The organism is Methylobacillus sp. DLP286 (genome assembly GCF_056636515.1).
This window is the reverse complement of record NZ_CM153145.1, coordinates 1,292,425-1,306,000: the sequence shown is the minus strand read 5'-3', so window position 1 is coordinate 1,306,000 and position 13,576 is coordinate 1,292,425. Positions and strand designations below refer to the sequence as shown.

The window sequence follows — 13,576 nt, the reverse complement described above, 5'->3', positions numbered from 1 at the left end:
TGAGAGATCAGCGTTTTCGCCCGCGCGCGGCGCGCAATGCGGCGGCATAGGCGAGGCGCGCCCAGTAGACGGCTTGTTCCGCTTCTTCGAGCATGTCGGCAGGCGCCTGGCAATAGGACATGGTGATCTCCTTTCCCTGCTTGGCGTAGCGAAAGGCGGGCAGGCCGAGTTTGTCGAATTCCTGGCGGTTTTCCGCATCGGCCTTGAGATAGAGCGTATCGTCCGCGATCAGCGCGAACATCAGGCCGTCGTGGTAAATGCCATAGCCGCCGAACATGCGCTTGGCATGGATGGGGCCGAAACCGTGCAGCAATTCCTCCAGGTGGCTGATGAGTTCGTTCATGTCGTTAGGTCCTTGGTAGCTTAAGCGTGATTAACAAATCTCAGCGAAGCGGTCCTGGCTAGGCGCTCTGCCGCAGGCAGTACAAGGTGTATGGCAAGGCAGGGCAATAACGCCAGGAGAGTTTTGTTAGCCACTCTAGGTGCTTTTGTCGCGGATCTCAGCCTGGGCGGTGCCTTTGCCCAGGGTGAGCTTGACCTGGTCGCCGGGAGCGAGCTGGCTGCTGTCCTGCACCAGCTCGCCGTTCAACTTCTCCACCAGTGCGTAGCCGCGCTGCAATACCGCGCTCGGGTTCAGGTGCGTCAGGCTTTGCTGCACTGCCTGCAAGTGCTGGCGCTGCCTCTGCAGCTGCCTGGCCATGGCCTGGGTCAGGCGCAGATGCAATTGGGACAGGTGCTGCCGCTTGTGCTCGGCCTGCTGCATGGGGGACAACAGCCTGCGGCTCAGGTAGTCGAGGTGCTGGCTGCGCTGCTGGAGCAGGCTTTGCATGCTGCGCGCCAGGCGGTTGCGGTGTTGCTGCAGGTTGCGCAGCAGGCTGCCGCGATCAGGCGTGGTCAGTTCCGCGGCAGCGGTAGGGGTGGGCGCGCGCATGTCGGCGACGAAGTCCGCGATCGTGAAGTCGGTCTCATGGCCGACGGCGCTGATCACCGGCAATGCGCAGGCATGGATGGCGCGCGCGACGACTTCCTCGTTGAACTGCCACAAATCCTCGATGCTGCCGCCGCCCCGGCACACGATGAGCACGTCGCATTCCGCGCGCTGGTCGGCGGCGCGGATGGCGGCGGCAATCAGCTTGGCCGCGCCCTTGCCTTGCACCGGCGTGGGGTAGATGACGACATTGACCGCAGGCATGCGGCGGCGCAGCGTAGTGAGCACGTCGCGCAAGGCGGCGGCGTCGGGCGAGGTGACGATGCCGATCTGGCGCGGATGTGCAGGAATTGCTATCTTGTGCTCCGCGGCAAACAGGCCTTCGGCGGCGAGCTGGTTCTTGAGCTTCTCGTAGGCTTCGAACAGGTTGCCCAGTCCTGCGCGCTGCAGAAACTCGATGGTAAGCTGGAAATCGCCGCGTGCCTCGTAAAGCGTCACCACGGCCCGCGCCTCGACCTTGTCGCCCTCGCGCGGCGCCCAGTCCAGGTAGGCGTTGCGGCCGCGGAACATCACGCAGCGTACTTGGGCGCCCTGGTCTTTGAGCGAGAAATACCAATGCCCCGAGGCCGCCCGGGTCAGGTTGGAGATTTCGCCGCTGATCCAGAACAAGGGGAAGCTGGTTTCCAGTAGCTCGCGCGCCATGCGGTTGAGTTCGCTGACACTGAGGATGCGCTGAGGGTCTGCCATATCGGGTTTATCTATTAGGTTTGTCTATTAAGGTTGTCTGCCGGCCATGCCCGGGTGTGCAGCATGGATTGGTGCTAACCGGGGTGTATCCGTTACAATTGCGGGACTTTCATTATAAGTGCTGGGGCTTTGTTTATGTGCAATAAGCTGTTTGCTGGGCGCCGCGGGTATTTCCTCGGCTTCGTCGCTAGTTTCGGGCTGGTGGGCCTTGCCTTGTTCCTGCAGCAGAAATACAACCTGGAGCCCTGTCCGTTGTGCATCTCCCAGCGGATTGCATTCATGGCGCTGGGGGTGTTGTTCCTGGTTGCCGCGCTGCACAATCCCGGCAGCCTGGGCCGCAAGGTGTACGGCCTGTTGCACGTCATTGCCGCGGCGACCGGCATCGGCATCGCGGCACGCCATATCTGGATCCAGGCCAACCCGGACAAGGTAATGGCCGAATGCGGTGCAGGCTTCGACTACATCATGGAAACCTTTCCGTTGAAAAAGGCGCTGGACCTGATCTTCAAGGGCACCGGCGAATGTTCGGCAATAGACTGGACCTTGTTCGGCCTGACCATTCCGCAGCTTTCGCTGGTCGCGTTTGCCGGCCTGGGCCTGTTCGCCGTTTTGTTGGCCTTCCACAAGAAAGCCTGATTTGGAATTCCGGGCAGTCCAGCCAGGCCTGCCCAGCAACTGATTGAAACTACATGTATAAAACCCTGGATGATTTCGTAGGCAACACCCCCCTGGTCAAGCTGCAGCGCATGGCGGGCAAGACCAGCAACACCATATTGCTCAAGCTCGAAGGCAACAACCCTGCGGGCTCGGTGAAGGACCGGCCCGCGCTTTCCATGATCAAGCGTGCAGAGGCGCGCGGCGACATCAAGCCGGGCGATACCCTGATCGAGGCGACTTCCGGCAATACCGGTATTGCACTTGCCATGGTGGCGGCGATGCGCGGCTACAAGATGGTGCTGGTGATGCCGGACAACCAGAGCGTGGAGCGCCGTCAGAGCATGAAAGCCTACGGCGCCGAGCTGGTATTGACGCCGCGCGACGGCGGCATGGAGCTGGCGCGCGATGTGGCGACCAAGCTGCAGGCGGAGGGCGAGGGCATCGTGCTCGACCAGTTCGCCAACCAGGATAACCCGTTGGCGCATTACGAAGGCACCGGGCCGGAAATCTGGCGCGACACGGCAGGCAAGATCACGCATTTCGTCTCCAGCATGGGCACGACCGGCACCATCATGGGCACTTCGCGCTATCTCAAGGAGCAGAACCCGGACATCCGCATCGTCGGCGTGCAGCCTGACGAAGGCGCGCAGATTCCCGGCATCCGCAAATGGCCTGAGGAATACCTGCCCAAAATTTATGACGCCAAGCGCGTCGACGAACTGATGTACGTCAATCAGGAAAATGCGGAAAAAATCACGCGCAGGCTGGCGGAGGAGGAAGGCATCTTTGCCGGCATTTCCTCCGGCGGTGCATTGTATGCGGCATTGCAGTTATCCAAGCGGGTAGAAAATGCCGTAATCGTATCCATCGTCTGTGACCGCGGCGACCGTTATTTGTCCACCGGAGTGTTTCCTGCGTAAGTCGCAGAACAATCCTTGCTTTACCGGGTGGCAAGCCTTGCGTCATCTTGCCGCCTTTCCTTTTTTTTCCGGTGTATTCGTTTATTGCTGCCTCGCATTTCCGCTGCCGGCGCATGCCATTACCAGCATCAGCATAGAGGCGGATAGCGTTGAAACGCCATCGGCCAGCCTGCGCAAAGTGCGCGGCGAACTGGGGCTGGATGGCAATGTAAGCCTGCAGGCGGAACTCAAGCAGGAGGAGGGTGTTTCCTGGCAGCCCTTGCGCCTGGATTGCACGCAGGCGGCGCAACCCGTCGCGCGGGAGTGGCGTTGCGAGCGCGGCGAGTTCGGTACCACCGGTATTCACGTGCCGTTCAGCCTGACAGTCAAGCAAGCTGTAGCCCAGGATCAGCATTACCAGCTCGCCCTGTCGCTCAACAATGCCTCGTTCAACAATCAGGCTGGTACGCAGGCGGCAGAAAAACTCAATGCCGATCTATCGCTGGATGTGCGCAAGCAGGCTGGCGGCTGGCAGTGGCAGGCGTCGGTGCATTGGCGCGATGGCGAACTTTACTGGCAGCCCTGGTATTTTGCCGAGGGCGGGCACCGTCTGGTGGCCAATGGGCATTATGCTGGTGATGAGCTGGCGGTGGACGCGGCCGATGTCACGCTCGCCAAGGTGGGCAAGGTTGCGCTGCGCGCGCGCTGGAAGGCGGCGAATCTGCAGGATTTGTCCCTGGACGCAGACCGCCTGGAACTGTCGGCGCTCTATTCATTGCTGTTGCAGCCTCTGCTGGCGGATAGCGCCTTGAATAAACTGGATATCGCCGGCCAGGCCAGCGTGAGGTTCGAGCTGCGCGACGGGGAGCCAGTTTCCGCGCTATTGGCGCTCAAGGATATGGATATGGAGGACAAGGAAGGCCGTTTTGCGCTGTACAAGCTCAATAGCCATATTCCCTGGTCGTATGATGAGCCGCACGTGGTCCAGCTCGCCTATGCAGGCGGCCATTTCCTCAAGATTCCCCTGGGAGAGGCCAGCGTGCTGGCGGAGGTCAACCGCTATTCATTGACTATGTCGCAGCTATACCTGCCTATCCTCGACGGCGCGCTCAGCCTGACGGATGTCTCGGCCACCCGTGCCGCGGGGGAGTGGCATTGGCACCTGAGCGCCAACCTCGTGCCGATCTCCATGCCGGCGCTGAGCCAGGCGCTGGGCTGGCCGCGCATGGAGGGGAAGGTGGCTGCGGCGATCCCGATGGTCACTTATAGCCGCGGCCAGCTTACCGCCAATGGCGACATGCTGTTTCAGATGTTCAACGGCAGTATCGCCGTGCGCAACCTTGGCATGCAGACCCCGCTGGAGGCGGCTTCCAGGCTGCATGCCGACCTGGAATTGCGCAGGCTGGACCTGGGCGACATCACGCGTACCTTCTCGTTCGGTGCGATTGAGGGCAAGCTGGATGGCGATGTGCGCAACCTGGAGCTGTCCAACTGGCAGCCCGTGAGCTTCGATGCGCGCCTCTACAGCAGCCCGGGCAGCTACCGCAAGAAGATTTCCCAGCGCGCGGTAGAGAATATTACCGCACTGGGCGGGGCAGGGGCTGCCGCGGCGATACAGCGCAGCGTGCTGCGCTTCTTCAGCGAGTTCAACTATAAGCAGATCGGCTGGAATTGCCAGTTGCGCAACGACGTCTGCCAGATGAGCGGCGTGGAATACACCCCGCAGGGATATATGATCGTCAAGGGCAGCGGCATCCCGGCGATCACGGTGATGGGCTACAACCATAACGTGGGTTGGAGCGACCTTCTCACGCGTCTCAAACGCGTCACGGAAGGCAATGCCAGCCCGGTGATCCAATGACCGTTATCTCCAGCTTTGCATGCAGACAAAGGGCTGGCTGGGGTACAATCCCGACTGATGAGCGGCGGCGAACCGGCCGCCAATGCAAGAGGAAACATGCGATGCAAATTACCTGGAAATGGGTGGCGCCCTGGCTGTTGGTGCTGGCGCTGCCAGCCTGCGTCACCATCAATATCTACTTCCCGGCGGCCGCTGCAGAAAAGGCGGCAGACCGTATCATCGACGATGTCTGGCAACTGAAGGAAAAGACAGCGCCGTCCACCCCGGCAGAGGAGAAAGACAAATGAAGCGTTTCATCACCACATGCCTGTTGTTGGGCGGATTGTTGACCTCCGTGCTGGCGCATGCCGCGGCTGACCTGGAGATCAACACGCCTGCAATCACATCCATCAAGAGCAGCATGCAGGCCAGGCATGGGCAATTGTCCAGCTTCTATGCCAACGGGGCGGTCGGCTTCACGCGCGACGGACTGGTGGCGGTGCGGGATGCGAATGCAGTGCCGCTGGCGCAGCGCCAGAACCTCAATGCGCTGGTGGCGGCGGAAAACAACGACCGCAATGCGCTCTACAAGGAAATTGCCAATGCCAACAGCCATCCCGAGTGGGAGAGTGAGGTGCGCAGCACCTTCGCCCAGCGCTGGATCCAGAAGGCCCAGAGCGGCTGGTACTACCAGGACGGCGGCGGCTGGGTGAAGAAATAGGCATGAAAACGAGCAAAGCTGCGACATGACGCCTACGCTGATATTCGACATAGAGACCGTCCCGGATACCGACGGCCTGCGCAAGCTGTACAGCCTGCCCGCGGAAACCACGGACGAGGACGTGGCCCACGTGGCGTTCCACAAGCGCCGCCAGCAGAATGGCAGCGAATTCCTGCCCTTGCACCAGCACAGGGTGGTGGCGATTTCCTGCGCGCTGCGCGAGGGCGATGGATTCCGCGTCTGGACGCTGGGTAGCCCGGATGCGCCGGAACAGGAAATCATCCAGCGTTTCTACGACGGCATCGAGAAATACACGCCTAACCTTGTTTCCTGGAATGGCGGCGGGTTCGACCTGCCGGTGCTGCATTACCGCGGCCTCGTGCACGGCATCGTCGCGCCGCGCTACTGGGACATGGGCGATGACGACCGCGAGTTCAAGTGGAACAATTACATCAGCCGCTACCATACCCGCCACCTGGACCTAATGGACCTGATGGCGCTATACAACGGCAGGGCCAACGCGCCGCTGGACGAGATCGCGCAATTGTGCGGCTTCCCCGGCAAGCTGGGCATGGACGGCAGCAAGGTGTGGGAGGCCTTCGTCAACGGCGGGATCAACGCGATTCGCGATTATTGCGAAACCGACGTGGCGAATACTTATCTCGTATACCTGCGCTTCCAATTGATGCGCGGCGCGCTGGACCAGGCCGCCTACGGGCGCGAAGTCGCATTGGTGCGCGACACCCTGGCCGGATACCAAGGCCGGCATTGGCAGGAATTCTTAAATCACTGGCAGCAATGACATAGTTGTCAGGCATGACTTGAAACAACCCATGAGCACTACTCCTATTGCATTAGTCGAATCCCTGGATCACGAAGGCCGCGGCGTGGCCCATGTCGAGGGTAAGACCATTTTCATCGACGGCGCCCTGCCCGGGGAGCATGTCACCTACAAGACCCGCCGCCGCAAGGACAGGTACGAGGTCGCCGACGTGGTGGACGTCTTACAGGCCTCGAATTTGCGCACCCAGCCCGCTTGCGAGCATTTCGGCGTCTGCGGCGGCTGCGCGATCCAGCACCTGGAGTTTTCCGGGCAGGTGGCGGCCAAGCAGCGCATGCTCGAGGGCAACCTCTGGCATATCGGCAAGACCCGTTCCGAGCGCATGCTGTCGCCGATCTACGGCCCCGCGTGGGGGTATCGTCACAAGGCGCGCCTGCGGGTGCGCCATGTGGCGAAGAAGGGCGGCGTGCTGGTCGGTTTCAATGAAAAATCCAGCAGCTTCGTCGCGGACATGGATAGCTGCAAGGTGCTGCCGCCCCATGTTTCCGCCCTCATCGTGCCGATGAAGGAACTGGTGGGCCAGCTCAGCATACGCGACCGCCTGCCGCAGATCGAGGTGGCGGTAGGGGAGCTGACCACGGTGCTGGTGCTGCGCATACTCGAGCCCTTGCAGCCGCAGGATGCCGCGCCCATCAAGGCGTTTGCCGACCGCTACGGCGTGGAGGTCTGGACGCAGAGCAAGGGGCCGGATACCGTGCAGCCGTTCTACCCGCAGCAAGGGCCTGGCTTGAGCTATTCCCTGCCCGAATTCAATCTGATCTACCCGTTCAAGCCCACCGAGTTCACGCAGGTCAACCCGCACATCAACCGCGTGATGCTGCGCCGCGCCATGCAGCTGCTGCAGCCGAAGCCGGGCGAGCGTATTGCCGATTTCTTTTGCGGCCTGGGCAATTTCACCTTGCCGATCGCGCGTAGCGGCGCTTCGGTGTTCGGCATGGAAGGCTCGGCCGCGCTGGTGGCGCGCGCCAATGAAAGCGCGGCCCTCAACGGCCTGGCCGGGCAGGTGGAGTTCCAGGAGGCGGACTTGTTCAAGATGACGCCTGAACTGCTGCAGTCATTGGGCCGTTTCGACAAATGGCTGATCGATCCGCCGCGCGACGGCGCGATCGAGCTGGTGAAGGCATTGCCCGATATCGATGATGCGAAGGCCGATGTGTCGCATGCGCCACAGCGCATCGTGTATGTGTCGTGCAACCCGGCGACGTTGGCGCGCGACGCGGGGATATTGGTGCATACCAAGGGGTATCACCTGCTGGCCAGCGGGGTGATCAATATGTTCCCCCATACCTCGCATGTGGAGTCCATCGCGTTGTTCGAGAGGGCAGGCCCGTGATGTGGCGGCAGGCATGGCGGCTCGGCAGCCTGGCCACCATGATGGTGGCGTCGCTGCTATTGCTGGATGCCTGCAGCCGTGACACTGCCCCGGTGCAAATCCGCAGCGCGGTCAGCCAGCTGCCGCAAACGCTGGACCCGCGTTATGCCACGGACGCGGCTTCCGCGCGCGTCAACCGCCTGCTGTACCGCTCCTTGGTCGATTTTGACGTCCATGCTCATCCGACGCCATCGCTGGCCAGCTGGCGCGTGCTGTCGCCGCGGCTGTTCCGCTTCACCCTCGGGCAGCATGGCCGCCATTTCCATGACGGACGCTACCTGACGGCGGAAGACGTCGCTGCGACTTACCAGTCCATCCTGGAGCTGGCGGATTCCCCGCATGAGGCCGAGTTCGCCAATATCAGCAAGATAGAGGTGCGCGACGAAAATACCCTGGATTTCTTCCTTAAGGATGCCGACAGCAACTTCCCCTCGCGCCTGATATTGGGGATACTCCCCGCCGAACTGATCGCGCGGCAGCACGACTTTTCGAATGAGCCTGTCGGCAGCGGCCCGTTCAAGTTTGTTTCGTGGCAGCGCTCGCTCAAGCTGGAGCGCCGGTCCGACCGCAAGCGCTTCGTGTTTGAGGAAATCCGCGACCCAACCGTGCGCGTGCTCAAGCTGATACGCGGCGAGACGGACATCCTGCAAGGAGATTTGCCGCCGGAGCTGGTGAGCTACCTGCAGAAGCAGCCGGGGCTGGAGGTGCAGGAGTCCGAGGGGTCCAATTTCGCCTACATCGGCCTGAACCTCCAGGATGCCGTCCTGCAAAACCCCTTGGTGCGCCAGGCATTGGCGCATGCGATCGACCGCAAAGCCATCATCAAGCATACCCTGGTCGGCGGCAGCCGGCTGGCGGAAAGCATCCTGCCGCCCGAGCACTGGGCGGGCAACGGCAACCTGCAGCCGTACGAATATGATCCGGCGCTGGCGCGCGAGCTGTTGCAGCGCGCCGGGGTCAGCCTGCCATTGAAGCTGGTCTACAAGACCTCCACCGATGCCCAGCGGGTCCGGCTCGCTACCATGATGCAGGCGCAGATGCGCGAGGCCGGCATCCAACTCGAAATCCGCAGCCTGGACTGGGGAACCTTCTTTGACGACATCAAGCGCGGCAATTTCCAACTCTACGGCCTGATGTGGGTGGGGATCAAGACGCCGGAAATTTATCACCTGGCGTTCCATTCCTCCTCCATCCCGCCCAAGGGCGCCAATCGCGGCCATTATGCCGACCAAAAGACGGACGAATTGATCGCCGTGAGCGACTGGGCCAATGTCGCGGCGCGCGTTCATGGGCAGTTGCCGTATATCCCGCTCTGGTACGAAGGCCAGTTTGCCGCCACACGCAATAACATCACGGGCTACCGGCTGCAGCCGGACGGAAGCTGGGACGGCCTAGTCAACGTCAAGCGCAGCAAGCTGAAGTCTGTATTCCCGGGCAAGAACCCATTGGAGGGGTTCTAGATGAGGATTGAGGTCTCTATCCCGTTGCAAACGCTGCGCGTGCTCGACGATGCCGGGCGTTTGCTCGGGGACTATCCTGTATCCACGGCGCTTAACGGGGGCGGCGAGCAGAAAGACAGCTACTGCACGCCCCGCGGCCTGCATGTCGTGCGCGCCAAGATCGGCGCAAAGCAGCCGCTGGGCGCGGTTTTCCGCGGGCGCAGGCCCACGGGCGAGGTATGGACGTCCGCATTGCATGCGCAACATCCCGGGCGCGACTGGATATTGACGCGCATCCTCTGGCTGTCCGGCTGCGAACCCGGTTTCAACCGCCTCGGCAACGTCGACAGCATGCAGCGCTATATCTATATACACGGCACCCCGGATAGCGAACCCATGGGTGAGCCACATTCCCACGGCTGCATCCGCATGCGCAACGCCGATGTGCGCGAGCTGTTTGACCTGGTGCCGATCGGAACCCAAGTGATGGTGCTGGATGCTTAAACGCGTGCTGGGCATTGTGCCGGTGGTCTTCGGCGTCCTGCTGCTCACATTCCTGCTGGTGCACCTGGTGCCGGGCGACCCGGTCGAGGTGATGCTGGGCGAGTCCGCCCCCATGGCGGACCGCGACAAGCTGCGTGCGGACTTGGGGCTGGACCAGCCCTTGCCGGTGCAATTCGCCCATTACCTGGCAGCGTTGTCACACGGGGATTTCGGCCGCTCCATCCACAGCCGCAAGCCGATCGCGGATACCTTGCTGGAGCGCCTGCCTGCCACTGCCAGCCTGGCGTTGTGCGCTTTGTTGATTGCAATCGGGCTGGGCTTGCCCCTGGGAATTGCCGCCGCCTTGAGGCAGGGCAAATGGCAGGATAGCCTGGCGACATTGCTGAGCCTGGCCTTGTCCGCCATGCCGCATTTCTGGCTCGGCCCCTTGCTGATGCTGCTGCTGGCGTTATGGCTGGGCCTGTTGCCGGTCAGCGGCATGAGCGAGCCGGGCTCCATCGTGCTGCCTGCGCTGACCTTGGGCTTCGGCCTGGCGGCCATTCTCACGCGCATGACCCGCGCCAGCCTGCTGGAAGTATTGAACGAGGATTTTGTCCGTACCGCGCGCGCCAAGGGCATCAGCGAACGCAAGGTGATCCTGCGGCATGCCTTGCGGGCTGCGTTGTTGCCGATCGTCACCGTGGTCGGCTTGCAGCTTGGCAGCCTGCTGGCGGGCACCGTGATTACCGAGACGGTGTTCGGCTGGGAAGGCATAGGGCGCTTGCTGGTGGAGTCGATAGAGAAGCGCGACTACCCGGTGACGCAGGCCTGCGTCGTGGTGATTGCGCTGACTTACGTCGTGATCAACCTCCTGACCGATCTCCTGTATGCCCGGCTCGATCCCAGGGTGAGGTTCGCCTCGTGAAGCGTTGGCCATATTGGGTGTTGGCCTTCTGGCTCGCGGTGGTGGCATGCTCGCTATTGCTCGACCTGAAGCCGGACGACATCGACTTGGCACAAGTGCTGGTTGCACCGGGAACATATCATGTGCTCGGCACCGACGACCTCGGCCGCGATATCGCCGCGCGGCTTGCCGCCGGGGCGGGCGTTTCCATGCTGGTGGCATTGCTGGTGACGGCCGTGACGCTGAGCGTGGGCACCGCGGTTGGATTGCTAGCCGGCTATTGCGGCGGCTGGGTGGACCGGGCGCTGATGCAGGTGACGGACGTATTCCTGGCCTTTCCCGGCATTCTGCTGGCGATCGCATTTGCCGCCGTGCTAGGGCCCGGCCTGGACAACCTGCTGCTGGCATTGTGCATGACTTCCTGGGTGGGCTATGCCCGCCTGACGCGCGCGCAGGCCCTGAGCCTGCGCCAGCGCCAGCATGTGCAGGCGGCGCAAGCGCTGGGGGCATCCGCAGGCCGCATCATGCGCAAGCACATGCTGCCCCTGTTGGCGGCGCCATTGGTGGTGGAAGCGACCTACAGCATCGCCGGCCTGGTGATCGCCGAAGCCAGCCTGTCTTTCCTCGGGCTGGGGATCCAGGCGCCGCATGCCTCCTGGGGCGCCATGCTCAGGGACGGCGTGCGCTATTTGCTGGTCGCGCCGCATTACGTACTGGCGGTGGGCATCAGCCTGATGTCGGTGGTGCTGGCTGTCAACGTGCTCGGAGACCAGCTGCGCGACGCTTGGGATGTCAGGCGCGCCAGGGATTGAGAGGAGGGACCATGCAACAGCGCACTTATCGGTACTATGATTTCGTGATGGTGGCGTTCGTGGTGGTGCTGGTCTGCTCCAACCTCATCGGCCCGGCCAAGATCGCCCAGCTCGATTTGCCGCTGGTCGGCACCCTGACTTTCGGCGCCGGCGTGTTGTTCTTCCCGATTTCCTACGTGTTTGGCGATGTGCTGACCGAAGTCTACGGCTACGCCCGCTCGCGCCGCGTGATCTGGACCGGGTTTGCCGCACTCGCATTCGCTTCTGCGATGGCCTGGATCATCGTCGCCTTGCCGCCCGCCCCGTTCTGGGAGAACCAGCGCGCCTACGAGATCGCGTTCGGCTCGGCGTGGCGCATATCGCTGGCCGGGTTGATCGCCTTTGCCTGCGGCGAGTTCGTCAACTCCGTGGTGCTGGCGAAAATGAAGGTCTGGACCGAAGGACGCTGGCTCTGGATGCGCACCGTAGGCTCCACCATCGTCGGCGAAGGCGTGGATTCGCTGCTGTTCTATCCGCTGGCATTCTATGGCAGCGGCATCATCCCGGACGACAAACTGCCGCTGGTGATGCTGGCGCAATTTCTCGCCAAGACCGGGGTTGAGGTAGTATTGACGCCGGTGACCTACCGCGTGGTGGCATTCCTCAAGCGCGCCGAGAACGAGGACTACTACGACAGGCATACCGATTTCAATCCGTTCCGCCTGCAATAGCGGACTTTTACACTGACTTGACTGAATAAACATGACACTAGGCCCCATCATGCTCGATGTCGTCGGCACCGAGCTTACCAAGGAAGACATTCGCCGCATCCGCCATCCCCTGGTGGGCGGCGTCATCCTTTTCGCGCGTAATTTCGAGTCGCCAGCACAGCTCAAGGCGCTGACGGACAGCATCCATGCCGTGCGCCAGCCCCCCTTGCTGATTGCGGTCGATCATGAAGGCGGGCGCGTGCAGCGCTTCCGCGAGGGCTTTACGCGCATCCCCCCGATGCGCGAGTTCGGCAAGATATGGGACGAACATCCGCGCAAGGCTAGGCAACTGGCGGAGGAAGCGGGCTGGATCATCGCGGCGGAGCTACGCGCGCATGGCATTGATTTCAGCTTCACGCCCGTGCTCGACATGGATTACGGCGAAAGCCAGGTGATCGGCGACCGCGCCTTCCACGGGGACAAGCAAGCCATCAACGAACTGGCGTTTTCACTGATGCAGGGCCTCAAGCGCGGCGGCATGGCGGCCGTGGGCAAGCATTTCCCCGGCCATGGCTATGTGGTGGCCGATTCCCATGTGGCGATCCCCGTGGACGAGCGCGATTTCGACCAGATCGCCTCAACCGATATGCAGACCTTCCGCCAGCTCATCGACGACGGCATCCAGGCCATCATGCCCGCCCATGTCATCTATCCTAAGGTGGACGACAAGCCCGCAGGCTTCTCCGAGCGCTGGCTGCAAAAAGTCCTGCGCCAGCGCCTGGGTTTCAACGGCGTGATCTTCAGCGACGACCTCTCAATGGAGGGCGCAGGTGTGGCGGGCGACGTGACCCAGCGGGCGCTTGCGGCGCTCAACGCGGGTTGCGACATGGTGCTGCTCTGCAACCAGCCGGAGAAGGCGGACGAACTCCTAGCCAATCTCAAGTGGGACATCCAGGCGCAAAGCCTGGCACGGCTTGCCCGCATGCATGGCGGGCGGCACCCTTCCAGCATGGTGGCCCTGCATGAAAATCCCGATTTCATGCACGCAGTGCATCGGGTTGGCCTGGTAGGAAAGGCGGATGGGGATTTGCCATTCGCGTGACGTAGGCTGCAAAGAATGATTGAATTTGAAGCGGGCGGTAGTGGTTGACGCTGCAAGGTTTCAATTAAAAAGTCGACTTGGTTTTTAATGCATGCGATGCTTCACCTGTAGCCTTGGTGTATTTATTTCAGCCAATCACCGC

At 62.1% G+C, this 13,576-nt stretch carries 15 protein-coding genes; 13 read left to right on the top strand and 2 right to left on the bottom strand.

All coding sequences use genetic code 11. The annotated features are described in order from the left end of the window. Window positions 1–7: 7 nt before the first annotated feature. Entirely contained in the window at window positions 8–343 is a 336-nt protein-coding gene (locus tag ACWXTG_RS06260; protein ID WP_480221076.1) for a TfoX/Sxy family protein, read from the bottom strand. 135 nt (window positions 344–478) lie between these two features. Further along, window positions 479–1,675 (bottom strand): exodeoxyribonuclease VII large subunit, encoded by a 1,197-nt coding sequence (gene xseA, locus ACWXTG_RS06255; RefSeq protein ID WP_480221075.1) that lies wholly within the window; start codon window positions 1,673–1,675, stop codon window positions 479–481. 135 nt (window positions 1,676–1,810) lie between these two features. Here xseA and ACWXTG_RS06250 point away from each other — a divergent pair, with 135 nt between their 5' ends. From ACWXTG_RS06250 to nagZ, 13 genes are all read left to right on the top strand, one after another. Beyond that, window positions 1,811–2,311 carry a disulfide bond formation protein B gene (locus tag ACWXTG_RS06250; protein WP_287111094.1) on the top strand — a complete coding sequence of 167 codons (501 nt, stop codon included), beginning with the start codon at window positions 1,811–1,813 and terminating at the stop codon, window positions 2,309–2,311. A gap of 53 nt (window positions 2,312–2,364) precedes the next feature. Next, window positions 2,365–3,252: a cysteine synthase CysM gene (cysM, locus tag ACWXTG_RS06245; protein WP_287111095.1), complete on the top strand. Its 888-nt coding sequence runs from the start codon at window positions 2,365–2,367 to the stop codon at window positions 3,250–3,252. 37 nt (window positions 3,253–3,289) lie between these two features. Then, window positions 3,290–5,092 (top strand): hypothetical protein, encoded by a 1,803-nt coding sequence (locus ACWXTG_RS06240; protein WP_480221074.1) that lies wholly within the window; start codon window positions 3,290–3,292, stop codon window positions 5,090–5,092. 101 nt (window positions 5,093–5,193) lie between these two features. Then, window positions 5,194–5,379, top strand: a complete 186-nt coding sequence (locus ACWXTG_RS06235; protein WP_309566774.1) for a hypothetical protein — start codon at window positions 5,194–5,196, stop codon at window positions 5,377–5,379. After that, window positions 5,376–5,792, top strand: coding sequence for a YdbL family probable chaperone protein (locus ACWXTG_RS06230; RefSeq protein ID WP_480221073.1), 417 nt, complete (start codon window positions 5,376–5,378; stop codon window positions 5,790–5,792). The genes ACWXTG_RS06235 and ACWXTG_RS06230 overlap by 4 nt, the downstream gene beginning before the upstream one ends. Before the next feature lie 25 nt (window positions 5,793–5,817). Then, window positions 5,818–6,594: a 3'-5' exonuclease gene (locus ACWXTG_RS06225; protein WP_480221072.1), complete on the top strand. Its 777-nt coding sequence runs from the start codon at window positions 5,818–5,820 to the stop codon at window positions 6,592–6,594. Between the two features lie 31 nt (window positions 6,595–6,625). Next, window positions 6,626–7,966: a 23S rRNA (uracil(1939)-C(5))-methyltransferase RlmD gene (rlmD, locus tag ACWXTG_RS06220; RefSeq protein ID WP_480221071.1), complete on the top strand. Its 1,341-nt coding sequence runs from the start codon at window positions 6,626–6,628 to the stop codon at window positions 7,964–7,966. After that, on the top strand, window positions 7,966–9,465 hold the full coding sequence (locus tag ACWXTG_RS06215) for an ABC transporter substrate-binding protein (RefSeq protein ID WP_480221216.1): 1,500 nt from the start codon (window positions 7,966–7,968) through the stop codon (window positions 9,463–9,465). The genes rlmD and ACWXTG_RS06215 overlap by 1 nt, the downstream gene beginning before the upstream one ends. Then, window positions 9,466–9,948, top strand: coding sequence for a L,D-transpeptidase family protein (locus ACWXTG_RS06210; protein WP_407996980.1), 483 nt, complete (start codon window positions 9,466–9,468; stop codon window positions 9,946–9,948). Next, complete coding sequence (gene nikB, locus ACWXTG_RS06205) at window positions 9,941–10,852, top strand: nickel ABC transporter permease (protein WP_480221070.1); 912 nt, start codon at window positions 9,941–9,943, stop codon at window positions 10,850–10,852. Before ACWXTG_RS06210 ends, nikB begins: the two co-directional genes overlap by 8 nt. Further along, window positions 10,849–11,643, top strand: coding sequence for an ABC transporter permease (locus ACWXTG_RS06200; RefSeq protein ID WP_480221069.1), 795 nt, complete (start codon window positions 10,849–10,851; stop codon window positions 11,641–11,643). Before nikB ends, ACWXTG_RS06200 begins: the two co-directional genes overlap by 4 nt. Window positions 11,644–11,654: 11 nt before the next feature. Further along, window positions 11,655–12,353, top strand: coding sequence for a queuosine precursor transporter (locus tag ACWXTG_RS06195; protein ID WP_480221068.1), 699 nt, complete (start codon window positions 11,655–11,657; stop codon window positions 12,351–12,353). Window positions 12,354–12,384: 31 nt separating this feature from the next. Next, window positions 12,385–13,434 (top strand): beta-N-acetylhexosaminidase, encoded by a 1,050-nt coding sequence (gene nagZ, locus ACWXTG_RS06190; RefSeq protein ID WP_480221067.1) that lies wholly within the window; start codon window positions 12,385–12,387, stop codon window positions 13,432–13,434. Window positions 13,435–13,576 lie beyond the last annotated feature (142 nt).

Bases quoted from the DNA above. Each gene is read 5' to 3' on its own strand.
- ACWXTG_RS06260 (WP_480221076.1), bottom strand. From the start codon at position 343: ATGAACGAACTCATCAGCCACCTGGAGGAATTGCTGCACGGTTTCGGC.
- xseA (WP_480221075.1), bottom strand. From the start codon at position 1,675: ATGGCAGACCCTCAGCGCATCCTCAGTGTCAGCGAACTCAACCGCATG.
- ACWXTG_RS06250 (WP_287111094.1), top strand. From the start codon at position 1,811: ATGTGCAATAAGCTGTTTGCTGGGCGCCGCGGGTATTTCCTCGGCTTC.
- cysM (WP_287111095.1), top strand. From the start codon at position 2,365: ATGTATAAAACCCTGGATGATTTCGTAGGCAACACCCCCCTGGTCAAG.
- ACWXTG_RS06235 (WP_309566774.1), top strand. From the start codon at position 5,194: ATGCAAATTACCTGGAAATGGGTGGCGCCCTGGCTGTTGGTGCTGGCG.
- ACWXTG_RS06230 (WP_480221073.1), top strand. From the start codon at position 5,376: ATGAAGCGTTTCATCACCACATGCCTGTTGTTGGGCGGATTGTTGACC.
- ACWXTG_RS06225 (WP_480221072.1), top strand. From the start codon at position 5,818: ATGACGCCTACGCTGATATTCGACATAGAGACCGTCCCGGATACCGAC.
- rlmD (WP_480221071.1), top strand. From the start codon at position 6,626: ATGAGCACTACTCCTATTGCATTAGTCGAATCCCTGGATCACGAAGGC.
- ACWXTG_RS06215 (WP_480221216.1), top strand. From the start codon at position 7,966: ATGTGGCGGCAGGCATGGCGGCTCGGCAGCCTGGCCACCATGATGGTG.
- ACWXTG_RS06210 (WP_407996980.1), top strand. From the start codon at position 9,466: ATGAGGATTGAGGTCTCTATCCCGTTGCAAACGCTGCGCGTGCTCGAC.
- nikB (WP_480221070.1), top strand. From the start codon at position 9,941: ATGCTTAAACGCGTGCTGGGCATTGTGCCGGTGGTCTTCGGCGTCCTG.
- ACWXTG_RS06195 (WP_480221068.1), top strand. From the start codon at position 11,655: ATGCAACAGCGCACTTATCGGTACTATGATTTCGTGATGGTGGCGTTC.
- nagZ (WP_480221067.1), top strand. From the start codon at position 12,385: ATGACACTAGGCCCCATCATGCTCGATGTCGTCGGCACCGAGCTTACC.